The following is a 23,340-nucleotide window of genomic DNA, read 5'->3' as shown; positions in this document are numbered from 1 at the left end:
TTACAGTAACCGGTTGCAGAGTGTGATGGAGAGATTAATACTGACGATGTAACTTCCCCTGTATCCAATAATAAGAGTCGAATATGAAACCAATTTGTCCGAGCGGTACCGCTGGTACACGAACCAGCAAGGTGGTGACAATGATGTATGGATCACCGTGTGGCGCGTCTGCGTCCAAACTGAACGTCTGACAGGAGCCTCACTATGTCTGCCAACCATGCTGCGTTTAATCTTATTTTCCGGTTCGTTGAAAACTATGTCAGTCCCGTCGCCGGGCGTATCTCCTCTCAGCGCCACGTGATGGCGATTCGTGACGGATTTATTTCCGCGATGCCCTTTATGATTGTCGGCTCCTTCTTGCTGGTGTTTGCTTACCCGCCTTTCTCACCGGACACCACATGGGGCTTTGCCCGTGCGTGGCTGGATATGGCGAAACAGTTCGAAGGGCAGATCCTGACCCCGTTCGATATGACCATGGGAATCATGTCGATCTACATCTGTGCGGCTATCGCCTACAACCTCGGTAAGCACTACGTTAAGTCGCATCAGCTCGACCCGTTCATGTGCGCGATGCTGTCGCTGATGGCATTTTTACTGGTTGCTGCACCGAAAACCAAAGGGGCGATGCCGGTCGATAGCCTGGGCGGGACCGGGATCTTTACTGCGATTCTGGTGGCCGTGTACTGCGTGGAGATGATGCGTTTCCTGAAGGCACACAATATTGGCATTCGTCTGCCGGACCAGGTGCCACCGATGATCAAAAACTCATTTGATCTGCTGATCCCGGTGCTGGTCGTGGTGCTTACGCTTTATCCCCTGAGCCTGTTTATTCAGTCTCAGTTCGACATGCTGATCCCTCAGGCGATTATGTCGATCTTTAAACCGCTGGTGTCGGCGGCGGATTCTCTGCCTGCAATTCTGCTGGCTGTGTTAATTGGTCACCTGCTGTGGTTTGCCGGGATCCACGGCGCTGCGATTGTGTCAGGCATGCTGCAGATGTTCTGGCTGACTAACCTGGGCATGAACCAGACCGCGCTGGCTCAGGGTGCGCCACTGCCGCATATCTTTATGGAAGCGTTCTGGACCTTCTTTATCGTCATCGGTGGCTCGGGCGCCACGATGGGGCTGGTGATCTGCTATCTGCGCAGCCGTTCCGCACACCTGCGCTCCATTGGCCGTTTAAGCGTTGTACCAAGCTTCTTTAACATTAACGAACCGGTGATTTTCGGTACGCCAATCGTGATGAACCCTGTGTTCTTCATTCCATTCCTGCTGGCACCAATGGTGAACGCAGTGCTCGCATGGGCTGCCATGAAGCTGGATCTTATTGGACGCGTGATTTCTGTGGTGCCGTGGACCGCTCCGGCTCCGGTAGGTGCTGCGTGGGCGTTGGGCTGGGACTTCCGTGCGGCGGTGCTGGTCATCCTGCTGGCGCTGGTCTCTGCCATCATCTACTACCCGTTCTTTAAAGTGTACGAGAAGCAGTTGCTGGAGCAGGAAGCCGAAGAAGCACAGCGTGCTGAAGAGGATAGCCAGCAGGTGGCTTAATCAAAAAGCAAAACGGCAACTCCGGTTGCCGTTTTTGTATTTGCATTTTCCCCTCGCTGAAAGAGGGCAGCCTGTATAGGTATTATTTCAGCGTACAATCACCACACTGCTGAACATCCGGCAGGCGATAGCGCTGGCAGCAGGTCCGCCGGACCAGTAATCCGTCACGCGGAACCACGGTGCGGAACAACGGATTATCCTGGCCATCTGAAAGCTGTTTGGCAAAGAAACAGGACTGACGCAGCGCCTCGACGGTCTCATCGCCCAGCACCGCTTTCATCTCAGTCAGATACCAGTGAATGAGATACCCGGTATTACTCCAGATAAGCTTCCCGTTGATATCGCCAGTCTCTTCCAGCGCATTTACCACTGGAATGAGCGCCTGTTTCACCAGCGTTTCCATACGTTCCTGCGCGGACAACACCGTCGTATTCCGATCCTCATGGACGTCAATCCAGAAGCAGGCCGCGCGGCCGGTTTCATGAAACTCGACGAAAAAATGCTCCGGGGAAAGGTCCAGCGCGGCGTCCTGCGTTAACAGGGCTATCATCAGCGGAGGCACCATCAGCCCGATGTACCATTGCGCCCACAGGGAGAGTAACGGTTTATTTTCTCGCGCAAGATTAGGCTGGTTTCGATAGATATGATCGGAGTACACCGCGAGCAAAGAGTGCATCTCTGCCGGGCGACACCACTGCGCCAGCGTCATGGCCTGGTGCGGATGGGGTTCATCCAGCTTGATGAAATCGAGCAGGTAAGCGCGATGCTCGGCGATGGTTTCCCGTACGGAATCCGCAAGCGTTGAACGCCCGGCGCCAGGAGGGGCTAGCCAGATGACAGGATCAACGATTTGTGCGGAACGAGTAGCCATAGGAGAATAGGATACAAATCTAAATGATAATGATTGCCAATCCTAGCTATAGAGCAAACCGATCGCAAGCCTTTTGTCGGTAAAGCGGGAGGTGGGGCTTATCCTGCCTGGAGTTCAGGGCTTAAGAGGATATTGTTGCGGCCCATGTGCTTGGCTTCGTAGAGCGCTTTATCCGCTTTTTCGAGCGCCGCTTCGATATCCTCTGACTCATAAATCGCAATGCCAATACTGATGGTGACGTTGGTCGCCACGCTCTCATTAAACATATGCGGGATCTTCAGGTCGTAGACCTTCTGGCGAATACGTTCGGCGGTCTGGCGCGCCTGATCGAGCGTGACGCTGGTCAGCAGCACCATAAACTCTTCACCGCCAAAACGGGCGACGATATCGCGTGAGCGCACGGCGTCACGGATTGCAGCCGAAACCCGAATCAGCGCCTGATCGCCCATCATATGGCCGTAGTGGTCGTTATAGGCCTTGAAATGATCGATATCCAGCAGCAGAACGAAATGCTCTCCCTGCTCAAGCGTAGGCAGATTCTCCAGGCGGCTTTGCAGGCCACGGCGGTTATACAGGCCGGTCAGCGGATCCATCATGCTCAGATCGTTAAGCGTTTCCCGCTCCTCAAGCAGTCGGTACAGCAAGTCCTGAGCAAAACGGTCGTTACGTCTTTGAATCACGTGATGGATTGCAATCCCAATCATCGGCAGCGCGAGGGAGTAAACGATGCGTGGCCAGTACTCGGGAGGGCAAAACCACAGACAGACCAGAAATGTCGGCAGCGAGTGGATAGTAAACGCTTTGATATCACTGGCAAACGCCAGCGAGCCGATAAACAGGACGCTTAACAAGGCCAGCAGCAGGAAAGTATAAGGATCCTGCGTGACCAGCATAAATTTCCAGGCGATGTGCCAGGCCCAAATTCCACCAAAAATGAATGAAATCAGCGGAATATTGATCTGCCGGGTTTTATTTTTCCAGTGCCAGACCAGCAGCGACAGGCTGAGTGTGAAAATGAGCGCGACAGGCAGGGTCAGCGTATGCACGCTGTATAAGGGATTGAACACAGTAAAAAGTGCTGACACGGCGTTCAGGAATAAAAATAAACGTAAAGATAACTGATATTTCTTGTGACGTAATGAACGCCAGGATTGTGCTGTCATGTCGGTATATTTTTAGTAATTCTGAATTAAATCAAACTAATGGCTGCCGATGTGAATGAAATACTGCGCAATAATCAGGGACTAAAATATCAGAAATTTATTATAAATAGTTAACAGGTGTGCAATTTATCACCTTACTCATTTCCTGTCATTACGGGAAAGGTAAAGGTTGCCGGAATATATCGGCCAGTGCTGACAAATGAGAAAACCTATCATATGATATTGGTTATCATTATCGCATTGAGAGAGAAAAACATGTTGAGCAAGGCGCTGGGAAGTGGATGGGGTGTGTTGCTTCCGGGGATCGTCATCGCTGGGCTGACATTTGCCGATCTCTCATTGGACGTCTGGAAAGCGATTATCGTGTCGGGTCTGCTGGTCACATCAGGAATGATTTGGCATAAGCAGTTGCGTCATTTCGTTCTGCTGCCGTCATGCGTGGCGCTGATCAGTGGAATGCTGGTAATAATGATGAGTTTGAAATAAAGGGAAATGACAGGGAGTTAATCAGGGAGGAGATAAGATAAGTGGTGCGAAGAGGGGGACTTGAACCCCCACGTCCGTAAGAACACTAACACCTGAAGCTAGCGCGTCTACCAATTCCGCCACCTTCGCACTGTTATCTTATTCTTTTTGATATTGCCTCGTTGGTGCGAGGGGGGGGACTTGAACCCCCACGTCCGTTAAGACACTAACACCTGAAGCTAGCGCGTCTACCAATTCCGCCACCGTCGCCCGGTGAGAACAATATCAAACATGGTTTGTGGTGCGAGGGGAGGGACTTGAACCCTCACGTCCGTAAAGACACTAACACCTGAAGCTAGCGCGTCTACCAATTCCGCCACCGTCGCATACCATCAATACTTAAAAAGTATCGCAACCACGGAGGCGCATTCTAGATGTTTTCAGCTTTCCGTCAACAGATAATTGCCCAGGATGTTTTGATTGCTGCAAAAATCGGCATTTGTATCGCCCGGAGCGCGATGCGCAGCCGGGCTGGCGGCAAATTACTTCTTCGCCTGACGTGTCATAACCGTGCGGTAAACTTTAAAGCGACCGGTCTGCGCCAGCACTTCATGGAAGCCGAAAATCTCATCCAGAAGGTTAGGATAAGGCAGGAAGGCGTTGGCCACGATGCGCAACTCACCGCCGCTGTTGAGGTGACGTACCGCACCGCGAATCAGCGTTTGTGCTGCTTCAAGGCTGGTTTCCATGCCGTCGTGGAATGGCGGGTTGGAGATAATCATATCGAAACGCCCTGTCACCTCTGAGAACACGTTGCTGGCGAAAACGTCGCCTTCGAGTTCATTGGCGGCAAGAGTGGCACGACTGGCTTCAACGGCCGGCGCGCTCACGTCGCACAGGGTAAGACGCACTTTCGGGGAGTGGGTGGCGAGCACGGCAGACAACACGCCTGCGCCGCAGCCGACATCCAGCACTTTGCCTTTGGTGTGCGGCGTAAAGGTGGAGAGCAGCAGCTGGCTGCCCACATCCAGACCGTCGCGGCTAAAGACGCCCGGCAGCGTTTTGATTGTCAGCCCTTCGAGCTGATATTCGCCCCAGGCTTTTTCGGCATCAAACTCAGGCTGTTTTTCCAGACGACCGTGGTACAAACCGCAGCGACGCGCGCTGTCGATTTTGTTCAGCGTCGCGTATTCCGCCAGCATCTGCTCGGCGCTACGCACGCCGCTGCGGTTCTCGCCGACAACGAAAATGTCGCAGCCAACCGGCAGCATGGAGAGCAGGTTCATCAGCTGGAACTGCGCTTCAGGTTTGTTCTTTGGCCAGTAGTAGATCAGCGTATCGCAGTCGGCGATATCACTTTGCTCCGCCACCAGGCTGAAGCGCACGCGATCTTCCATCTGACGGCTTAACACCTGCCAGTGATGGAATTGCTGGGTATGGGCGCGGCTTTCGGCGCATTCGAAACGGGCAGGCAGATCATCCTGCATATCTCCGGCAAACAGAATACGGCTTTCTTCGAAATCATCACTGTGACGCAGCAAGACTTCACTTGCCGGGGTAAATGCAGACATGAATTGTTCCTCAATAAACTCAGCCGGGGATTATAGTAGTTTGTTGGCGGATATACGACGAATTTGCTATATTTGCGCGCCTGACAGACAGGAGTTTTCCCTATGACATCCCGACGTGACTGGCAGTTACAGCAACTGGGCATCACCCAGTGGTCTCTGCGTCGCCCGACGGCGTTGCAGGGGGAAATCGCTATCTCCATCCCGGCACACGTTCGTCTGGTCATGGTGGCTGAAGAGCTGCCTTCGCTCACTGAGACGCTGGTCAGCGACGTTCTGCGTACGCTGAAAGTGAGCGCCGATCAGGTGCTACAGCTGACGCCCGAGCGCGTGGCGATGCTGCCGCCGGAGAGCCGCTGCAACAGCTGGCGGCTTGGCGTTGCGGATGAGACTCCCCTTGAGGGCGGTCAGCTGCTTACGCCGCCACTGGAAGAATTGAAAGCAAACCCAAAGGCGCGAAGCGCGCTATGGCAACAAATCTGTGAATATGAACACGATTTCTTCCCTCACGACGTCTGATCTGGCATCAGCGTTCGCGATTGAGACGCGCGCCCATGCTTTTCCGTGGAGCGAAAAAACATTCGCCAGCAATCAGGGCGAGCGCTATCTGAATTTCCATCTGGATGTCGATGGCGAAATGGCGGCATTTGCCATTACGCAGGTCGTGCTGGATGAAGCGACGCTGTTTAACATTGCCGTCGATCCCGCATACCAGCGCCGTGGCCTGGCCCGGGAACTGCTGGAACATGTAATACGCGAGCTGGAGGCACGTGATGTCTTCACGCTGTGGCTGGAGGTTCGCGCCTCCAATGCGGCCGCCATCGCACTCTACGAAAGCTTAGGCTTTAACGAGGCGACGATTCGCCGTAATTATTACCCGACTGCCGAGGGACGCGAAGACGCCATCATCATGGCGCTGCCGCTTGGATAACAAATAAGGTTGTAACGATGAAATGGGACTGGATTTTCTTTGACGCCGACGAAACGCTGTTTACGTTTGATTCGTTTGGCGGCCTACAGCGGATGTTTTTAGACTATAGCGTCACCTTTACCGCAGAAGATTTTCAGGACTATCAGGCGGTGAACAAACCGCTTTGGGTGGATTACCAGAACGGTGCCATCTCGGCGTTACAGCTCCAGCATCAGCGTTTTCAGGGCTGGTCCGAGCGTCTGAATGTCTCTCCCGGTGCGCTGAACGAGGCTTTTCTCAACGCGATGGCGGAGATTTGCGCACCGCTGCCTGGGGCGATTTCCCTGCTTAATGCCCTTAAAGGCAAAGTGAAGCTCGGGATCATCACCAACGGCTTTACCGCCCTGCAGCAGATCCGCCTTGAACGCACGGGCCTGCGCGATCATTTCGACGCGCTGGTGATCTCTGAACAGGTGGGCGTGCCAAAACCCGATCCGCGTATTTTTGACTATGCGCTGGAAAAAGCCGGTCATCCCGCACGTGAGCGCGTGCTGATGGTCGGAGACACCGCCGAGTCGGATATTCTGGGCGGGATGAAGTCCGGGCTGGCAACCTGCTGGCTGAACGCACACGGTCGCGCGCTGCCTGAAGGTATCGAACCGACCTGGACCGTATCGTCATTGAACGAACTGGAGCAACTCCTGTGTAAACAATGATTGCCTGCCCCCCATTGATGGGTAAAATAGCCGCAATTTCGTATTCCATGATGCGTGGCCTGCTGCCGCGCTTATATAAGAAGATTTGATTATGACGTTGTCTCCTTATCTGCAAGAGGTGGCGAAGCGCCGTACTTTTGCCATTATTTCTCACCCGGATGCCGGTAAAACGACCATCACCGAAAAGGTACTGCTGTTCGGACAGGCGATTCAGACCGCCGGTACGGTAAAAGGCCGTGGCTCCAGCCAGCACGCCAAATCGGACTGGATGGAGATGGAAAAGCAGCGTGGTATTTCCATTACCACCTCCGTGATGCAGTTCCCGTATCACGACTGCCTGGTGAACCTGCTCGACACCCCAGGCCACGAAGACTTCTCCGAAGATACCTACCGTACGCTGACGGCGGTTGACTGCTGTCTGATGGTCATCGACGCCGCGAAAGGGGTAGAAGATCGTACCCGTAAGCTGATGGAAGTCACCCGTCTGCGCGATACGCCGATCCTGACCTTCATGAACAAACTCGACCGTGACATCCGCGATCCGATGGAAGTGATGGACGAAGTGGAGCGCGAGCTGAAAATCGCCTGTGCGCCAATTACCTGGCCGATCGGCTGCGGTAAGCTGTTCAAGGGCGTTTACCACCTCTATAAAGATGAAGTGTATCTGTACCAGACCGGTAAAGGTCACACCATCCAGGACGTGCGTATCGTAAAAGGTCTGGATAACCCGGATCTGGACGTGGCGGTGGGCGAAGAGCTGGCCTCTCAGCTGCGCGATGAGCTGGAGCTGGTCAAAGGCGCTTCTCACGAGTTTGACAAAGAGCTGTTCCTGGCCGGGGAAATCACGCCGGTATTCTTCGGTACCGCACTGGGTAACTTTGGTGTGGATCATATGCTCGACGGTCTGGTGGAGTGGGCGCCGCAGCCGATGCCGCGCAAAACTGACTCCCGTCTGGTCGAAGCCGCAGAAGAGAAGTTCACCGGCTTCGTCTTTAAGATCCAGGCCAACATGGACCCGAAACACCGCGACCGCGTGGCCTTCCTGCGTGTGGTTTCCGGTAAGTATGAAAAGGGCATGAAGCTGCGCCAGGTGCGTATCGGGAAAGATGTTGTGATTTCCGACGCGCTGACCTTTATGGCGGGCGACCGTTCACACGTTGAAGAAGCCTATCCGGGCGACATCATCGGCCTGCATAACCACGGCACCATTCAGATCGGCGACACCTTCACCCAGGGTGAAATGATGAAGTTCACCGGTATCCCGAACTTCGCGCCGGAACTGTTCCGTCGTATCCGGCTGAAAGATCCGCTGAAGCAAAAGCAGCTGCTCAAAGGTCTGGTCCAGCTCTCCGAAGAGGGCGCGGTACAGGTCTTCCGTCCAATTGCCAACAACGATCTGATCGTGGGCGCGGTCGGTGTGCTGCAGTTCGACGTGGTCGTTGCACGTCTGAAGAGCGAGTATAACGTGGAAGCGATCTACGAATCGGTGAACGTGGCGACGGCGCGCTGGGTCGAATGTGCTGACGTGAAGAAATTCGAAGAGTTCAAACGTAAGAACGAAATCCAGCTGGCACTCGATGGCGGCGATAACCTGACGTACATCGCCCCAACCATGGTTAACCTGAATCTGACCCAGGAACGCTATCCTGACGTTCAGTTCCGCAAAACCCGCGAGCACTAATCCTTTCTCAGAGCACGGCGCCCGCCGTGCTCTTCTTAAACTCCAGCCTTATTAATCCCTTGCGGAATGTTCTTAATTCAACGCGATTTTAGCGTTATTGCTCGTTTTTTGCCCGATTCTGAAAGCGGCTTTGTCAATGTGATCTATATTTAACTCAGTGTTTAACACCGGGCGCGGATGATAGTCCTGTTCAATGCGTGTTCATGAGTCTCTCATCCCGGCCGTGTGTTTATTCGCAAGATTAAAAACTAGTATGAAGGGATGTTTTGACGCTCAACTTCCGAGCAAACTACAGGAATACATCGATGAATATGACAAGACTTAAGATTTCTAAAACTCTGCTGGCAGTCACTCTGGGTGGCCTCCTGGTAAGTGGTTCTGCCCTGGCAGAAAGCACTACTACGGATAAGGCACAATCCACCGCGGACAGCGCAGGGCAAAAAATCGATAGCTCTATGAATAAAGTCGGTAATTTCATGGATGACAGCTCTATCACAGCAAAAGTGAAAGCGGCTCTGGTGGATGATGAAAACATCAAGAGCACCGACATTTCCGTAAAAACTGACAAAAAAGTGGTCACCCTGAGTGGCTTCGTGGAAAGCCAGGCGCAGGCTGAACAAGCCGTCACCGTGGCGAAAGGCGTTGAAGGCGTCACCACAGTCAGCGACAAACTGCACGTGCGTGATGCTAAAGACGCGTCTGTGAAAGGCTATGCAGGCGACACCGCAACCACCAGCGAAATCAAAGCTAAACTATTAGCAGATGACATCGTACCGTCTCGTAAAGTGAAAGTTGAAACCACCGACGGTGTGGTCCAGCTCTCCGGTACGGTTGATTCCCAGGCGCAGGTGGAACGCGCCGAAACTATCGCTAAAGCCGTCGATGGCGTTAAAAGCGTCAAAAACGATCTGAAAGCGAAATAAGAACGACTTTTGGACACAACGCTTGTGAGCACCTGAGCGCTCACATATAGCGGCTGATATTAACTATGGTAAAGGAGAGTTTTATGTTTCGTTGGGGCATTATATTTCTGGTTATCGCGTTAATTGCCGCCGCTCTGGGCTTTGGTGGTCTGGCGGGTACAGCGGCCGGCGCGGCGAAAATTGTTTTCGTTGTCGGTATTATCCTGTTCCTGGTCAGCCTGTTTACCGGACGCCGTCGTCCCTAGATAAGCGTAATCAGCCCGTCGGAAAACACAGCCGACAACACCACACTAAAAGCCAGTCCTTGCGACTGGCTTTTTCTGGTTTGAGTCATAGGGGCAGTTTGCGCTACTGTGTAATAACAGAAGAATAAAAAAACAGGTGTAGCAGTGGGGCAGAGAATTTCGGTTACGCTCGGCAATATCGCGCCGTTGGCGTTAAAACCCTTTCGCGTCGGCCGGCTGGCGCTGGTATGCGAAGGCGGTGGGCAGCGAGGCATCTTCACGGCCGGGGTGCTGGATGAATTCATGCGCGCGCAATTTAACCCCTTCGATCTCTTCTTTGGCACGTCCGCCGGGGCGCAAAACCTCTCTGCCTACGTCTGTAACCAGCCCGGTTACGCCCGCAAAGTGATCATGCGCTACACCACTTCACGCGATTTCTTCAATCCGCTGCGTTTTGTACGCGGCGGAAATCTCATCGATCTGGACTGGCTCTTAGACTCCACTTCCAGCCAAATGCCGCTGGCAATGGACACCGCTTCTCGCCTTTTTGATACGGGAAAAGAGTTCTGGATGTGCGCCAGCCGGGGCGATGACTACACGCCGGGCTACTTCTCACCGCAAAAAGAGAACTGGCTGGATATTCTGCGTGCATCCAGCGCGATTCCTGGCTTCTACCGGACCGCAGCGGCCCTCGACGGCATCAACTATCTGGACGGTGGGATCAGCGACGCCGTGCCCGTCCAGGAAGCCGCCCGCCGTGGCGCGCAAACTATCGTGGTGATCCGCACCGTGCCGTCGCAGATGTACTACACCCCGCAGTGGTTTAAGCGCATGGAAAAATGGCTGGGGGACAGTAGCCTGCAGCCGCTGGTGAACATCGCTCATCAGCATGAAGCCAGCTACAGCGCAATGCAGCGGTTTATCGAAAAACCGCCGGGCAAGCTGAAAATCTTTGAGATCTATCCGCCGAAGCCCCTTAACAGCATGGCGCTGGGCAGCCGCATACCTGCGCTGCGCGATGACTACAAAACCGGGCGTTTGTGCGCTCGCTATTTCCTGGCAACGGTGGGGAAACTGCTGGCCGAAAGCCCGCCTATTTATCGACATAAGCGCATCATCACGCCACCGGCGATTGTGGCCAACGACGCCCTGACGATGCCGCTGGTGGATGCCCCGCAGGCGAACGATACGACCTTTGATAACGAGGATCTGGCGTGACTTTTCGCTTTGTCGACACCCATTGCCACTTTGATTTTCCGCCGTTTACCGGCAATGAAGCGCAAAGTATCGCGCAGGCTGCGAAGGCGGGTGTGCAGGCGATTATCGTCCCTGCCATTGAAGCGGCAAATTTTGAACGGGTGCTCGATTTGGCCCGCAGCCACACGGCACTCTACGCCGCGCTGGGCCTGCATCCCATTGTGGTGGAAACGCATCAGGATGCGCATCTGGACCAGCTGGAAGCCTGTATTCTCACCGTCGGAAACAAGCTGGTGGCGATCGGTGAGATCGGTCTCGATCTCTATCGTGACGATCCGCAATTCGATCGCCAGCAGGCGCTTTTGGATGCGCAGCTAAAACTGGCTAAACGCCATGATCTGCCGGTGATCCTCCACTCAAGACGCACTCACGACAAACTGGCGATGCACCTCAAACGCGCCGATCTGCCGCGAACCGGCGTGGTGCACGGTTTTTCCGGAAGCCTGCAACAGGCGCAACGTTTTATCGAGCTGGGCTACAAAATTGGCGTCGGCGGCACGATCACCTATCCGCGCGCCAGTAAAACCCGCGACGTGATGGCGCAGTTGCCCCTGTCATCCCTGCTGCTGGAAACTGACGCGCCGGACATGCCGCTGAATGGTTTTCAGGGCCAGCCGAATCGCCCGGAGCAGGCGGCGCGCGTTTTTACGACGCTGTGTGAATTACGTGCTGAGCCGGCAGAAACCCTCGCCGATGCGCTGCTGCAAAACACCGAAGATCTGTTTGGCATCACCCTATAAATAGAGCGCCGGGCGGATCACCGCGATTCTTTGTTTTTCCAGCGCGCGGGCCAGAGGTTCTACATCCTCCGCCGTGGCGCTGCGCCAGCTGGCCGCCTCGCCGTACACCCCGTGGGCGTGAAAAGCGTTGATCCTGACAGGCACGTCGCCGAGATCGTGAATAAAGGCGATCAGCGACTCCAGATGTTTCAGATAATCACAATGATCCGGGATCACCAGCAGCCGCAGTTCCGTTAAACGCTGATGGTGCGCCAGCCAGCGAATGCTGTGTTTGATCTGCGGGTTTTCGCGCCCGGTCAGGAAACGGTGATGCTCGTTGTTCCAGGCTTTCAGATCCAGCATGGCACCATCAAAAAACGGCAGCAGCTTTTGCCAGCCGGTTTCACTCAGCAGCCCGTTGCTGTCTACCAGACAGGTCAAATGCTTCAGGGAGGCGTCCGCTTTGATGGCGCGAAACAGCGCCACCACAAACGGCAGCTGGGTAGTGGCTTCGCCGCCGCTGACGGTTATCCCTTCAATAAAGGGCGCGACGGTGCGAATCTGCCCGAGGATTTCCTCTACGCTGAAACGCTGCGCCATCGGGGTGGCCTGTTGCGGGCAGACGTGCAAACAGGTGTCGCATTTTTGACAGATACTCTCCTGCCACCAGACGCGCCCGGCCTGAATGTTCAGGGCATCGTGCGGGCAGTGAAGCACGCAGTCGCCACAATCGTTGCAGCGGCCAATGGTCCACGGGTTGTGGCAGGTTTTGCAGCGCAGGTTACACCCCTGCAGGAAGAGTGCCAGGCGGCTGCCCGGCCCGTCCACGCAGGAGAAGGGGATAACCTGACTAACTAAAGCGCATCTGTTGTTCATGGCTTATCACGCGCGGCTGACGTTCAAGGATACGTGTATTGCGTGCGGCCTCTTCGCCAAGCCAGGTGGTGTTGGTACGAGAGCCTTCCGCGCGGTATTTCTCCAGATCCGACAGGCGCACCATATACCCGGTCACACGCACCAGATCGTTCCCGGCCACGTTGGCCGTGAATTCGCGCATCCCGGCGTTAAACGCCCCAAGACACAGCTGAACCACGGCCTGCGGGTTACGCTTGATGGTTTCGTCCAGCGTCAAAATATCACTGATGCCCGAATGATAATGTTTGTGATGCGGCGCGACGGCCAGCAGGTGGCTAATCGGATCCGGCTCATCGCCATACGGCAGACGCGCACCCGGCGTAGTACCCGCGTCAGAGCTGATTCCCGACTGGGCATGCAGCATGGCGCGCTGCTTCCAGCCGTGTTTCACCGGCGTATTTTCGACAAATTCCGCAAGCTGTTCGCTCATGCGGTAGCCCAGCGCATTGGCCTGCTCATCCTTGCCGTAACGCGCGTTCAGTCCGGCTTTCTCGCACAGGGTATTCACCGCTTCGGCCAGACCGTACATGCCAAACATCGGCACAAAACGATCCGCATCAATCAGCCCCTCTTTTACCAGGAAGCTATTCTCAAAGAAGCCGGATTGCTCATACAGGAAATCACAGCGTGCATCGATAATCGCGATCTGCTGCTGGCAGTAGTGCGGTAGCGTGCGGGTAAAGAAATCGTCCATTGATTCACTGCTCTCGGCGATAGCCTTGAGGTTGAGGCGAACCAAGGTACTGCCACCGCCCGCCAGCGGCAGGGAGTTGTAACAACTCACCACGCCATAACGGCCTTTTGTGAAAATTTTATCATTCACCGGACCGTTGGAAATATGCGGTTTACTGCATTCGCAAATATTTTTCGCCACGCTCAGCAGCAAATCATCAGGGGTGATTTCGGGGTCGTAAATAAAGGTGAGATTCGGTGCGACCTGCTTCAGCTCTGCGTCAGCGCGTAAAATAGCGCGGGTGACTGGGGTATCCGCAGGGCCGATGTTGGCGTGCATAAACGCGTCTGGCAGGGTTCTGTCGAGATAACGCCAGAAACGTTTTATTCGGCTATCAATTTCTTCTTGTGTTAGAATTCTAACATAGGGTTGCAGTAACGCGTCGAGATGGCCGAGAAACACCGGCATCGATGTGACGGATGGAACATGGTGGTAGAGGATAGTGAGTAACGACAGGGCGTCATCGAGATCTTTCGCCCCTTCCAGCTCTAACCACTCTGAGCCGTTTGCCAGGAATTTAGCGTAGTCCGGCAGAACGTAGCGCGGTTTGAAGGGCGCATGGCCTTCAAACATATCGCAGATGAAACCCTCGTCCAGAGCCGCACGCGCGGCCTGTGACAGCGCGGGGTAGGGCAGATTGTTTTCCGCTTCCAGCGCCAGGAAATGACGTTTTTGCTCGGCTGTCAGTACCGGGCTTGTCACAATTTGCTGGCAACGTTGTTGCAAAGCATCGAGACCGGAGGTGGACATGTTCGCTTCCTTTTATTCTGCGGTTGATGGGCAGATTGTAGGAACTCATCATGCGAAGCCATTTGATCCGACGCGGGTGATTGCTGTTTTAGCCAGCAGCCTGAGGACTAAAGTTTGAAGTTGATCTCATTACAGTAATGCAAATTTGTACGCAGTTTTCATTAACTGTGATGAATGTCGAAGTGTGAATGCGGGTGAATGTTAGAATACTCACAGACCCGCACGGTGAAAATTTATACGGCGAAGCCGTTGGAGAATGTTATGACCGATTTAACCGCAAGCAGCCTGCGCGCGTTGAAACTGATGGACCTGACCACCCTGAACGATGACGACACCAATGAAAAAGTGATCGCATTGTGCCATCAGGCGAAAACGCCAGTGGGCAATACCGCTGCCATCTGCATCTATCCGCGTTTTATCCCGATTGCACGTAAGACGCTGAACGCGCAGGGCACGCCTGACGTGCGTATTGCTACCGTCACCAACTTCCCGCACGGCAATGACGACATCGACATTGCGCTGGCTGAAACCCGCGCGGCGATTGCCTACGGTGCTGATGAAGTTGACGTGGTGTTCCCGTACCGTGCGCTGATCGCCGGCAACGAGCAGGTCGGTTTTGACCTGGTGAAAGCCTGTAAAGACGCTTGTGCGGCGGCTAACGTGCTGCTGAAAGTGATTATCGAAACGGGCGAGCTGAAAGAAGAAGCGCTGATTCGTAAAGCATCTGAAATCTCCATCAAAGCGGGTGCGGATTTCATTAAAACCTCTACCGGTAAAGTGCCGGTCAACGCAACGCCAGAAAGCGCTCGCATCATGATGGAAGTGATTCGCGACATGGGCGTGTCTAAAACCGTGGGTTTCAAACCAGCGGGCGGCGTGCGTACTGCAGAGGACGCGCAGCAGTTCCTGGCTATCGCTGACGACCTGTTTGGCGCCGACTGGGCGGATTCCCGTCACTACCGCTTCGGCGCATCCAGCCTGCTGGCAAGCCTGCTGAAAGCGCTGGGTCACGGTGACGGTAAGAGCGCCAGCAGCTACTAATTACTCGTCATAGTCAGGCTGCACTTTCACCCCAGTCTCTTACTTGTGTAGGCGCCTGAGGGGCACTTTCTTGCCGCCCTCCGGCAGCTCGAATTATGTAGAGTAATATTATTATCGCGGCGGGTTTACCGCCGCATTTAACCTGATTCCCGGGGGTTACCGTGTTTCTCGCACAAGAAATTATTCGTAAAAAACGTGATGGTCATGCATTAAGCGACGAAGAGATCCGCTTCTTTATCAACGGTATTCGTGACAACACCATCTCTGAAGGGCAGATTGCCGCCCTGGCGATGACCATTTTCTTCCACGATATGGCGATGCCGGAACGTGTCTCGCTGACCATGGCGATGCGGGATTCAGGAACCGTTCTGGACTGGAAAAGCCTTAACCTCAACGGCCCGATTGTGGATAAACACTCCACGGGCGGCGTGGGCGATGTCACTTCCCTGATGCTCGGCCCAATGGTCGCCGCATGTGGGGGTTATATCCCGATGATCTCCGGGCGCGGCCTGGGGCATACGGGCGGTACGCTCGACAAACTGGAAGCCATTCCGGGCTTCGATATCTTCCCGGATGACCAGCGCTTCCGCGAAATTATTAAAGACGTTGGTGTGGCGATTATCGGCCAGACCAGCTCTCTCGCGCCGGCGGATAAACGTTTTTACGCCACCCGCGATATCACCGCGACAGTGGATTCCATTCCGCTGATCACCGCCTCGATCCTCGCCAAAAAGCTGGCGGAAGGTCTTGATGCCCTGGTGATGGATGTGAAAGTGGGTAGCGGCGCGTTTATGCCGACCTATGAACTCTCTGCGGCACTGGCCGAAGCGATCGTGGGCGTCTCCAACGGTGCGGGCGTGCGCACGACAGCGCTGCTCACCGACATGAATCAGGTGCTGGCCTCCAGCGCGGGTAACGCCGTCGAAGTGCGCGAAGCCGTGCAGTTCCTGACCGGCGAATACCGCAATCCGCGTCTGTTCGACGTCACGATGGCGCTGTGCGTTGAGATGCTGATCTCCGGTAAGCTCGCCAAAGACGACGCCGACGCGCGCGCGAAACTGCAGGCAGTGCTGGATAACGGCAAAGCGGCAGAGATCTTCGGTCGCATGGTGGCTGCGCAAAAAGGCCCAACCGATTTCGTCGAAAACTACGCGAAATACCTGCCGACCGCGACGCTCAGCAAGGCGGTTTACGCCGACGCGGAAGGTTTTGTCTCCGCCATGGACACCCGTGCGCTGGGCATGGCCGTGGTATCGATGGGCGGCGGACGCCGTCAGGCATCGGACACGATTGATTACAGCGTCGGCTTTACCGATATGACCCGTCTGGGTGACAGCGTTGACGGGCAGCGTCCGCTGGCGGTCATCCACGCCAAAGACGAAGCCAGCTGGCAGGAAGCAGCGAAAGCGGTGAAAGCGGCCATTAAACTTGACGACACGGCTCCCGAAACCACACCAACCGTCTATCGTCGTATCACCGAATAGCGGTATACTGATCTGATCGGTTTTTTATGAATTTTTGAAGCACATAAGTACGGAGAACATATGAAACGTGCATTTATTATGGTGCTGGACTCATTCGGCATCGGCGCTACAGAAGATGCAGACCGCTTTGGTGATGTCGGTTCCGACACCATGGGCCATATCGCAGAAGCGTGTGCGAAAGGCGAAGCGAACAATGGCCGTCAGGGCCCACTGACGCTGCCAAACCTGACCCGCCTGGGTCTGGTGAAAGCGCATGAAGGTTCGACTGGTAAAGTGGCAGCCGGTATGGACGCTAACGCAGAAGTGATCGGCGCATACGCCTGGGCGCACGAGCTTTCCTCGGGTAAAGACACCCCGTCTGGTCACTGGGAAATTGCCGGTGTACCGGTTCTGTTCGACTGGGGCTACTTCTCCGATCACGAAAACAGCTTCCCGCAGAAGCTGCTGGACAAGCTGGTTGAGCGCGGCAATCTGCCGGGTTACCTCGGTAACTGCCACTCCTCCGGTACGGTGATTCTGGATCAGCTCGGCGAAGAGCACATGAAAACCGGCAAGCCGATTTTCTACACCTCCGCTGACTCCGTGTTCCAGATTGCCTGCCACGAAGAGACCTTCGGCCTGGATCGTCTGTACGAGCTGTGCGAAATCGCGCGTGAAGAGCTGACCGAAGGCGGCTACAACATTGGCCGCGTAATTGCTCGTCCGTTTATCGGCGACAAACCGGGCAACTTCCAGCGTACCGGCAACCGTCACGATCTGGCCGTAGAACCGCCAGCACCGACCGTGTTGCAGAAACTGGTTGATGAGAAAGCGGGCGAAGTGGTTTCTGTCGGTAAAATCGCAGACATCTACGCCAACTGCGGCATCACCAAAAAAGTGAAAGCCACCGGTCTGGACGCGCTGTTCGACGCCACCATCAAAGAGATGAAAGAAGCGGGCGACAAGACTATCGTCTTCACCAACTTCGTAGACTTCGACTCCTCCTGGGGCCACCGTCGCGACGTCGCCGGTTATGCTGCCGGTCTGGAACTGTTCGACCGCCGTCTGCCAGAGCTGCTGGAGCTGGTGGGGGAAGATGACATCATCATCCTCACCGCTGACCACGGCTGCGACCCAACCTGGACCGGTACCGACCACACCCGCGAGCACATTCCTGTGCTGGTGTACGGACCGAAAGTGAAACCAGGATCGCTGGGCCACCGCGAAACCTTCGCGGATATCGGCCAGACCATTGCGAGCTACTTCGGTACGTCGCCAATGGACTACGGCAAAAACATGCTGTGATGCGCATGCCCGGCAGCGCTACGCTCGCCGGGCCTACGATTTAGTAGGTTGGGTCAGGCGCCGCCGCCACCCGACAAAACGACAATTTTAAAAGGATCTGAAGATGGCTACCCCACACATTAATGCAGAAATGGGCGATTTCGCGGACGTAGTGTTGATGCCGGGTGACCCGCTGCGCGCGAAGCACATTGCGGAAACCTTCCTCGAAGACGTACGTGAAGTGAACAACGTGCGCGGCATGCTGGGCTTCACAGGTACTTACAAAGGCCGCAAAATCTCTGTGATGGGTCACGGTATGGGTATCCCGTCCTGCTCCATCTACACCAAAGAGCTGATCACCGATTTCGGCGTGAAGAAAATCATCCGCGTGGGCTCTTGCGGTGCAGTGCGTATGGACGTGAAACTGCGTGACGTCGTCATCGGTATGGGTGCTTGCACCGATTCCAAAGTCAACCGTATGCGTTTCAAAGACCACGACTTTGCAGCCATCGCTGACTTCGGCATGGTGCGTAACGCGGTTGACGCGGCGAAAGCGCTGGGCGTTGATGCGCGCGTTGGTAACATCTTCTCTGCTGACCTGTTCTATGCACCGGACGGCGGCGAAATGTTCGACGTGATGGAAAAATACGGCATCCTGGGCGTGGAAATGGAAGCGGCGGGCATCTACGGCGTAGCGGCTGAGTTTGGTGCGAAAGCGCTGACCATCTGCACCGTGTCTGACCACATCCGTACTCACGAGCAGACCACTGCCGCTGAGCGTCAGACCACCTTCAACGACATGATCAAAATCGCGCTGGAATCCGTTCTGCTGGGCGATAAAGAGTAAGTCTGTTTGCCGGGTGGCTTCTCCGTCTTACCCGGCCTGCAATGTTAAAGCCCGCTTGCGGGCTTTTCTGTCACCGCACCGCTTTCGCTATCCACGCCGACAACTCCCGCAACTCTTTTTCCTGCTCCGGGAACTCGCCTAACAGCGCGTCACACGCTTGCTGCAGACTCTCCGCGCGATACAAACATCCCTGCAAACGGGCCGCCAGCGCTTCCAGCGGGGCCGGATTGAGGCTATCGGTAAACACCTGCGTGCGCGTGATAATGCCCCGTTCAACGTCGAAATGCAGCTCTACGCCGCCCCAGGTGAAACGCTCATCCAGCAGATGCGAGAACGCCGGTGCCTGGCCGAAGTTCCACTCCCAGCTGCTTTGCCGGGCAAAGGTTTCGGCGAAGTTGGGCAAATCCGGCGTTTTGTCCGGGGAGATCACTTCCGCCTCGACGCGCTCGCCATAGTGTTCGAAAAACGCCTCACGAATTGCCTCGCAGACCTGCTCATGGGTGATGCCTGGCAGCAGCTCCACCAGATTCGCCACGCGACCGCGCACCGAGGTAATCCCCTTGGCCTGCAGCTTTTTTTTGTCGGGATTGAGATAGTTCGCCAGACGGCTCAAGTCAGCGTTAAGCAGTAAAGTGCCGTGGTGAAAACCGCGATCTTTGGTTTCGCGATAGGCTGAACCGGAAACTTTACGGTCGCCTTCTGGGGTTTTGACCACCAGATCGTTTCGCCCGGAGGCTTCTGCCGTCACGCCGAGGGCGTTCAGGGCATTGAGCACAATCGCGGTGGAGATGGTTTTATCGTACTCCGGTTTACCGGCCATAAAGGTAAAGCAGGTATTGCCGAGGTCATGGAATACCGCGCCGCCGCCGCTGCTGCGACGGGCCAGACGCACGTTATCCTCTTCCATGCGCCGGGTGTTGCACTCTTTCCACGGGTTCTGCGCGCGGCCAATGACCACCGTATCGGCGTTGCGCCAGAGAAACAGGACGCGCTGTGTGGCAGGCATCTGGCGGAAGATGCACTCTTCCACCGCGAGGTTGAACCAGGGATCGTAAGAGTCAGAGATAAGCAGGCGTAGTGTCGTCATGGCAGATTTCCTTTCCGAATCGTCCACCCACTTTACCATTAATCCTTCTTCTCGCTCTCTTCCTCTTCCGGCACCGATTTACTGGCCGTCAGCAGGAAAGGCGATTGCTGCCAGCGCGTGCGTTTGCCCTGCAAAAGCGTGCGCGTTAACACGACGCCAATCGCCAGCGAAAGGAGTAACATCAGGCGTAGAATATTGGTGGTGTTATCCACCTGCTTGGCTTCGGTCGGCAGGGTGTGGGTGTCGAGGGTCAGACGCAGGTAGCCCAGCGGGCCATTCTTGCCCTGAATCGGCTCGATAATTTGCTGATTGAAATAGCCGCCAGCCTTTTTGCCGTCGAGCGCCAGACGGTCGCGCACGTCAACGTGCTCACCGGCGCGGGCAATCAGATCGCCCTGTTCGTCGTAGACGCCCGCATCCAGAATACGGCTGTTTTCCGTAATCTGACGCAGTATTTGGGCGATGCGTTTATCGTCCGGCGTCTCGGTGCGCATTGCGGGTGCAACGCTCAGGGTAACCTGACGCGCCAGGGTTCGCGCCAGCTCTTCGAACTGCGGATTACGTTGTCGTTGATGATTCTGGCTAAACCAGGATGCCCCTTGCATCAGCGCCACCAGAAGCGCGAGGCAGGACAGGACAATCACTGCACGATGAAGCCGGAATTTCAGTTTTGCGCGAGCCATATTCCACCTGCTGAAAATTTACGGCTTAATGTTGCCAGAAGTGATGGTTACAGGGTAGCCTCATGCGTTATTTTCCCCCTGGAACCTTCCGGCGCGAACCAATTTACAGGAGCTTCAATGCCGAACATTACCTGGTGCGACCTGACCGATGACGTCTCTTTATGGCCAGGATTGCCGCTCTCATTAAGTGGCGACGAGGTCATGCCTCTGGACTACCATGCGGGGCGTAGCGGCTGGCTGCTGTATGGCCGTGGCCTGGATAAGCAACGCCTGACGCAATACCAAACCAAGCTCGGCGCGGCGATGGTGATTGTGGCGGCCTGGTGCGTGGAAGATTATCAGGTGCTGCGTCTGGCCGGATCTCTGACACAACGCGCGACCCGCCTGGCCCACGAAGCCGGGCTGGACGTGGCACCACTGGGGAAGATCCCGCATCTGAAAACGCCAGGACTGCTGGTGATGGATATGGATTCGACCGCCATTCAGATCGAGTGCATCGACGAACTCGCGAAACTGGCCGGTAGCGGCGAGATGGTGGCGGAAGTGACCGAACGCGCCATGCGCGGCGAACTCGATTTTGCCGCCAGCCTGAAGCAGCGCGTCGCCACGTTAAAAGGGGCCGATGCCAACATCCTGCGTCAGGTGCGTGATGAACTCCCGTTGATGCCTGGCCTCACCCAACTGGTACTGAAGCTGGAAACCCTCGGCTGGAAAGTGGCGATTGCCTCCGGCGGCTTCACCTTCTTCGCGGACTACCTGCGCGACAAACTGCGCCTGACCACTGTTGTGGCGAACGAACTGGAGATCCGCGACGGTAAACTGACCGGCGAAGTGATCGGCGATATCGTGGATGCCCAGTACAAAGCCAACACCCTGACGCGTCTGGCGGAAAAATATGAAATTCCGGTCACGCAGACCGTCGCCATCGGTGATGGCGCGAACGATCTGCCAATGATTAAAGTGGCCGGGCTGGGCATTGCCTATCATGCCAAGCCAAAAGTAAACGAAAAGACGGAAGTCACCATTCGTCACGCCGATCTGATGGGGGTGTTCTGCATCCTTTCCGGTAGCGTGAATCAGAAATAAAGAGGTAAACCGTGGCGAAAGCTCCAAAACGCGCATTTGTCTGTAATGAATGTGGTGCGGATTATCCGCGCTGGCAGGGGCAGTGCAGCGCCTGCCATGCCTGGAACACCATCACCGAAGTGCGTGTGGCCGCTTCGCCAACCGTGGCCCGCAACGAGCGTCTGAGCGGCTATGCGGGTAACGCTGGCGTCTCGAAGGTACAAAAACTTTCCGAGATCAGCCTCGATGAAGTGCCGCGTTTTTCCACCGGTTTTAAAGAGTTTGACCGCGTACTGGGCGGCGGCGTGGTGCCGGGCAGCGCGATTCTGATCGGCGGTAACCCCGGCGCCGGTAAATCGACGCTGCTGCTGCAAACGCTGTGCAAACTCGCCGAACAGATGAAAACCCTGTACGTGACCGGTGAAGAGTCTTTGCAGCAGGTCGCGATGCGCGCGCACCGTCTCGGTCTGCCGACCGGCAATCTGAATATGCTGTCGGAAACCAGCATCGAGCAAATCTGTATGATTGCTGACGAAGAGCAGCCGAAGCTGATGGTCATCGACTCCATCCAGGTCATGCACATGGCGGATATTCAGTCTTCGCCGGGCAGCGTGGCGCAGGTGCGTGAAACCGCCGCCTATCTGACGCGCTTTGCTAAGACGCGCGGCGTGGCTATCGTGATGGTCGGCCACGTCACCAAAGACGGCTCCCTGGCCGGTCCAAAAGTGCTTGAGCACTGTATCGACTGCTCCGTGATGCTCGACGGCGATGCGGATTCCCGTTTCCGCACCCTGCGCAGCCATAAAAACCGTTTTGGTGCGGTGAATGAGCTGGGCGTTTTCGCCATGACCGAACAGGGGCTGCGTGAAGTGAGCAACCCATCGGCCATCTTCCTGAGCCGTGGCGACGAAGAGACTGCCGGCAGCTCGGTGATGGTGCTTTGGGAAGGGACGCGGCCGCTACTGGTGGAGATACAGGCGCTGGTGGATCAATCCATGATGGGCAACCCTCGTCGCGTGGCGGTCGGGCTTGAGCAAAACCGTTTGGCGATTCTGCTGGCGGTGCTGCACCGTCACGGCGGCCTGCAAATGGCGGATCAGGATGTGTTCGTTAACGTGGTGGGCGGCGTGAAAGTGACAGAAACCAGTGCCGATCTGGCCCTGCTGCTGGCGATGGTCTCCAGCCTGCGCAACCGACCGCTCCCGCAGGATCTGGTGGTGTTTGGCGAAGTGGGGCTGGCCGGAGAAATTCGCCCGGTCCCGAGCGGCCAGGAGCGTATCTCCGAAGCGGCGAAACACGGTTTCCGTCGTGCCATTGTCCCTGCTGCCAACGTACCGAAAAAAGTGCCGGAAGGGATGAAAATTTTCCCGGTGAAAAAACTGTCGGATGCGTTAAGCGTCTTTGACGACTTATAATATTAACGTGCG

Annotated in this window: 23 protein-coding genes and 3 tRNA genes; 16 read left to right on the top strand and 10 right to left on the bottom strand. The window is 55.6% G+C overall.

Features of this window, described 5'->3' with window-relative positions:
* The first annotated feature begins 204 nt into the window (after window positions 1–204).
* Window positions 205–1,548 carry a PTS sugar transporter subunit IIC gene (locus OVA10_RS21460; protein ID WP_100777747.1) on the top strand — a complete coding sequence of 448 codons (1,344 nt, stop codon included), beginning with the start codon at window positions 205–207 and terminating at the stop codon, window positions 1,546–1,548.
* Between the two features lie 82 nt (window positions 1,549–1,630).
* Here the strand turns inward: OVA10_RS21460 and fhuF are convergent, their stop codons facing one another.
* Together fhuF and OVA10_RS21450 are read right to left on the bottom strand one after the other, a co-directional pair.
* Window positions 1,631–2,419, bottom strand: coding sequence for a siderophore-iron reductase FhuF (gene fhuF, locus OVA10_RS21455; protein WP_181827298.1), 789 nt, complete (start codon window positions 2,417–2,419; stop codon window positions 1,631–1,633).
* Between the two features lie 98 nt (window positions 2,420–2,517).
* Entirely contained in the window at window positions 2,518–3,582 is a 1,065-nt protein-coding gene (locus OVA10_RS21450) for a GGDEF domain-containing protein (RefSeq protein ID WP_102104538.1), read from the bottom strand.
* A 216-nt stretch (window positions 3,583–3,798) separates the two neighbouring features.
* On the opposite strand from OVA10_RS21450, the gene OVA10_RS21445 reads away from it, so the two are divergent.
* Entirely contained in the window at window positions 3,799–4,068 is a 270-nt protein-coding gene (locus tag OVA10_RS21445; RefSeq protein WP_100780767.1) for a DUF1435 domain-containing protein, read from the top strand.
* A 42-nt stretch (window positions 4,069–4,110) separates the two neighbouring features.
* On the opposite strand, the gene OVA10_RS21440 is transcribed toward OVA10_RS21445, so the two are convergent.
* The 4 genes from OVA10_RS21440 to rsmC all read right to left on the bottom strand — a co-directional run bounded on the left by OVA10_RS21440 (window position 4,111) and on the right by rsmC (window position 5,618).
* Window positions 4,111–4,197: transfer RNA gene (locus OVA10_RS21440), tRNA-Leu, on the bottom strand.
* Window positions 4,198–4,230: 33 nt separating this feature from the next.
* A tRNA-Leu gene (locus OVA10_RS21435) sits at window positions 4,231–4,317 on the bottom strand.
* Window positions 4,318–4,346: 29 nt separating this feature from the next.
* Window positions 4,347–4,433: transfer RNA gene (locus tag OVA10_RS21430), tRNA-Leu, on the bottom strand.
* A 156-nt stretch (window positions 4,434–4,589) separates the two neighbouring features.
* Window positions 4,590–5,618 carry a 16S rRNA (guanine(1207)-N(2))-methyltransferase RsmC gene (gene rsmC / locus OVA10_RS21425; protein ID WP_102104540.1) on the bottom strand — a complete coding sequence of 343 codons (1,029 nt, stop codon included), beginning with the start codon at window positions 5,616–5,618 and terminating at the stop codon, window positions 4,590–4,592.
* Between the two features lie 102 nt (window positions 5,619–5,720).
* On the opposite strand from rsmC, the gene OVA10_RS21420 reads away from it, so the two are divergent.
* From OVA10_RS21420 to OVA10_RS21385, 8 genes are all read left to right on the top strand, one after another.
* On the top strand, window positions 5,721–6,134 hold the full coding sequence (locus OVA10_RS21420; RefSeq protein ID WP_100777743.1) for a DNA polymerase III subunit psi: 414 nt from the start codon (window positions 5,721–5,723) through the stop codon (window positions 6,132–6,134).
* Window positions 6,103–6,546: a ribosomal protein S18-alanine N-acetyltransferase gene (rimI, locus tag OVA10_RS21415; RefSeq protein ID WP_100777742.1), complete on the top strand. Its 444-nt coding sequence runs from the start codon at window positions 6,103–6,105 to the stop codon at window positions 6,544–6,546. Before OVA10_RS21420 ends, rimI begins: the two co-directional genes overlap by 32 nt.
* Window positions 6,547–6,563: 17 nt before the next feature.
* Window positions 6,564–7,241 carry a pyrimidine 5'-nucleotidase gene (gene yjjG, locus OVA10_RS21410; protein ID WP_100777741.1) on the top strand — a complete coding sequence of 226 codons (678 nt, stop codon included), beginning with the start codon at window positions 6,564–6,566 and terminating at the stop codon, window positions 7,239–7,241.
* A 91-nt stretch (window positions 7,242–7,332) separates the two neighbouring features.
* Window positions 7,333–8,922, top strand: a complete 1,590-nt coding sequence (gene prfC / locus OVA10_RS21405; RefSeq protein WP_102104542.1) for a peptide chain release factor 3 — start codon at window positions 7,333–7,335, stop codon at window positions 8,920–8,922.
* 305 nt (window positions 8,923–9,227) lie between these two features.
* A complete protein-coding gene (gene osmY / locus OVA10_RS21400) occupies window positions 9,228–9,845 on the top strand; it encodes a molecular chaperone OsmY (RefSeq protein WP_268196760.1) in 618 nt (205 codons plus the stop codon).
* Window positions 9,846–9,928: 83 nt separating this feature from the next.
* The gene (locus tag OVA10_RS21395) at window positions 9,929–10,090 is read left to right on the top strand and encodes a DUF1328 domain-containing protein (RefSeq protein ID WP_002887716.1); all 162 of its coding nucleotides are present in this window, start codon (window positions 9,929–9,931) and stop codon (window positions 10,088–10,090) included.
* Between the two features lie 144 nt (window positions 10,091–10,234).
* Window positions 10,235–11,287 (top strand): patatin-like phospholipase family protein, encoded by a 1,053-nt coding sequence (locus OVA10_RS21390; protein ID WP_268196759.1) that lies wholly within the window; start codon window positions 10,235–10,237, stop codon window positions 11,285–11,287.
* Window positions 11,284–12,066, top strand: a complete 783-nt coding sequence (locus OVA10_RS21385; protein ID WP_268196758.1) for a TatD family hydrolase — start codon at window positions 11,284–11,286, stop codon at window positions 12,064–12,066. The genes OVA10_RS21390 and OVA10_RS21385 overlap by 4 nt, the downstream gene beginning before the upstream one ends.
* Here OVA10_RS21385 and OVA10_RS21380 read toward each other — a convergent pair.
* Complete coding sequence (locus OVA10_RS21380; RefSeq protein WP_268196757.1) at window positions 12,061–12,921, bottom strand: YjjW family glycine radical enzyme activase; 861 nt, start codon at window positions 12,919–12,921, stop codon at window positions 12,061–12,063. The two genes, OVA10_RS21385 and OVA10_RS21380, sit on opposite strands and share 6 nt — an antisense overlap.
* On the bottom strand, window positions 12,896–14,443 hold the full coding sequence (locus tag OVA10_RS21375) for a YjjI family glycine radical enzyme (protein WP_268196756.1): 1,548 nt from the start codon (window positions 14,441–14,443) through the stop codon (window positions 12,896–12,898). Before OVA10_RS21375 ends, OVA10_RS21380 begins: the two co-directional genes overlap by 26 nt.
* A gap of 261 nt (window positions 14,444–14,704) precedes the next feature.
* On the opposite strand from OVA10_RS21375, the gene deoC reads away from it, so the two are divergent.
* From deoC to deoD, 4 genes are all read left to right on the top strand, one after another.
* Window positions 14,705–15,484 (top strand): deoxyribose-phosphate aldolase, encoded by a 780-nt coding sequence (gene deoC / locus OVA10_RS21370; RefSeq protein WP_103947176.1) that lies wholly within the window; start codon window positions 14,705–14,707, stop codon window positions 15,482–15,484.
* Between the two features lie 161 nt (window positions 15,485–15,645).
* Entirely contained in the window at window positions 15,646–16,968 is a 1,323-nt protein-coding gene (gene deoA / locus OVA10_RS21365) for a thymidine phosphorylase (protein ID WP_102104548.1), read from the top strand.
* A 60-nt stretch (window positions 16,969–17,028) separates the two neighbouring features.
* Window positions 17,029–18,252 carry a phosphopentomutase gene (gene deoB / locus OVA10_RS21360; RefSeq protein WP_100777731.1) on the top strand — a complete coding sequence of 408 codons (1,224 nt, stop codon included), beginning with the start codon at window positions 17,029–17,031 and terminating at the stop codon, window positions 18,250–18,252.
* Window positions 18,253–18,355: 103 nt separating this feature from the next.
* Window positions 18,356–19,078, top strand: coding sequence for a purine-nucleoside phosphorylase (gene deoD / locus OVA10_RS21355; RefSeq protein ID WP_100777730.1), 723 nt, complete (start codon window positions 18,356–18,358; stop codon window positions 19,076–19,078).
* Between the two features lie 70 nt (window positions 19,079–19,148).
* Here deoD and lplA read toward each other — a convergent pair whose 3' ends face one another.
* Both lplA and OVA10_RS21345 read right to left on the bottom strand, forming a co-directional pair.
* Window positions 19,149–20,165: a lipoate--protein ligase LplA gene (gene lplA, locus OVA10_RS21350; RefSeq protein WP_248859627.1), complete on the bottom strand. Its 1,017-nt coding sequence runs from the start codon at window positions 20,163–20,165 to the stop codon at window positions 19,149–19,151.
* A gap of 38 nt (window positions 20,166–20,203) precedes the next feature.
* Window positions 20,204–20,848, bottom strand: a complete 645-nt coding sequence (locus OVA10_RS21345; RefSeq protein ID WP_100777728.1) for a YtjB family periplasmic protein — start codon at window positions 20,846–20,848, stop codon at window positions 20,204–20,206.
* A gap of 117 nt (window positions 20,849–20,965) precedes the next feature.
* Here OVA10_RS21345 and serB point away from each other — a divergent pair, with 117 nt between their 5' ends.
* Together serB and radA are read left to right on the top strand one after the other, a co-directional pair.
* Window positions 20,966–21,934, top strand: coding sequence for a phosphoserine phosphatase (serB, locus tag OVA10_RS21340; protein ID WP_100777727.1), 969 nt, complete (start codon window positions 20,966–20,968; stop codon window positions 21,932–21,934).
* Between the two features lie 11 nt (window positions 21,935–21,945).
* A complete protein-coding gene (gene radA / locus OVA10_RS21335; protein WP_100777726.1) occupies window positions 21,946–23,328 on the top strand; it encodes a DNA repair protein RadA in 1,383 nt (460 codons plus the stop codon).
* Window positions 23,329–23,340 lie beyond the last annotated feature (12 nt).

Origin of the sequence: Lelliottia sp. SL45 (assembly GCF_026672535.1) — a bacterium.
Taxonomy (GTDB): domain Bacteria; phylum Pseudomonadota; class Gammaproteobacteria; order Enterobacterales; family Enterobacteriaceae; genus Enterobacter; species Enterobacter nimipressuralis.
Note: the sequence above shows the minus strand (reverse complement) of the source record. Positions and strands in the feature narration are given on the sequence as shown.

Coding starts and splice junctions, on each gene's coding strand:
- OVA10_RS21460 (WP_100777747.1), top strand. CDS start 205: ATGTCTGCCAACCATGCTGCGTTTAATCTTATTTTCCGGTTCGTTGAA.
- fhuF (WP_181827298.1), bottom strand. CDS start 2,419: ATGGCTACTCGTTCCGCACAAATCGTTGATCCTGTCATCTGGCTAGCC.
- OVA10_RS21450 (WP_102104538.1), bottom strand. CDS start 3,582: ATGACAGCACAATCCTGGCGTTCATTACGTCACAAGAAATATCAGTTA.
- OVA10_RS21445 (WP_100780767.1), top strand. CDS start 3,799: ATGATATTGGTTATCATTATCGCATTGAGAGAGAAAAACATGTTGAGC.
- rsmC (WP_102104540.1), bottom strand. CDS start 5,618: ATGTCTGCATTTACCCCGGCAAGTGAAGTCTTGCTGCGTCACAGTGAT.
- OVA10_RS21420 (WP_100777743.1), top strand. CDS start 5,721: ATGACATCCCGACGTGACTGGCAGTTACAGCAACTGGGCATCACCCAG.
- rimI (WP_100777742.1), top strand. CDS start 6,103: ATGAACACGATTTCTTCCCTCACGACGTCTGATCTGGCATCAGCGTTC.
- yjjG (WP_100777741.1), top strand. CDS start 6,564: ATGAAATGGGACTGGATTTTCTTTGACGCCGACGAAACGCTGTTTACG.
- prfC (WP_102104542.1), top strand. CDS start 7,333: ATGACGTTGTCTCCTTATCTGCAAGAGGTGGCGAAGCGCCGTACTTTT.
- osmY (WP_268196760.1), top strand. CDS start 9,228: ATGAATATGACAAGACTTAAGATTTCTAAAACTCTGCTGGCAGTCACT.
- OVA10_RS21395 (WP_002887716.1), top strand. CDS start 9,929: ATGTTTCGTTGGGGCATTATATTTCTGGTTATCGCGTTAATTGCCGCC.
- OVA10_RS21380 (WP_268196757.1), bottom strand. CDS start 12,921: ATGAACAACAGATGCGCTTTAGTTAGTCAGGTTATCCCCTTCTCCTGC.
- OVA10_RS21375 (WP_268196756.1), bottom strand. CDS start 14,443: ATGTCCACCTCCGGTCTCGATGCTTTGCAACAACGTTGCCAGCAAATT.
- deoC (WP_103947176.1), top strand. CDS start 14,705: ATGACCGATTTAACCGCAAGCAGCCTGCGCGCGTTGAAACTGATGGAC.
- deoB (WP_100777731.1), top strand. CDS start 17,029: ATGAAACGTGCATTTATTATGGTGCTGGACTCATTCGGCATCGGCGCT.
- deoD (WP_100777730.1), top strand. CDS start 18,356: ATGGCTACCCCACACATTAATGCAGAAATGGGCGATTTCGCGGACGTA.
- lplA (WP_248859627.1), bottom strand. CDS start 20,165: ATGACGACACTACGCCTGCTTATCTCTGACTCTTACGATCCCTGGTTC.
- OVA10_RS21345 (WP_100777728.1), bottom strand. CDS start 20,848: ATGGCTCGCGCAAAACTGAAATTCCGGCTTCATCGTGCAGTGATTGTC.
- serB (WP_100777727.1), top strand. CDS start 20,966: ATGCCGAACATTACCTGGTGCGACCTGACCGATGACGTCTCTTTATGG.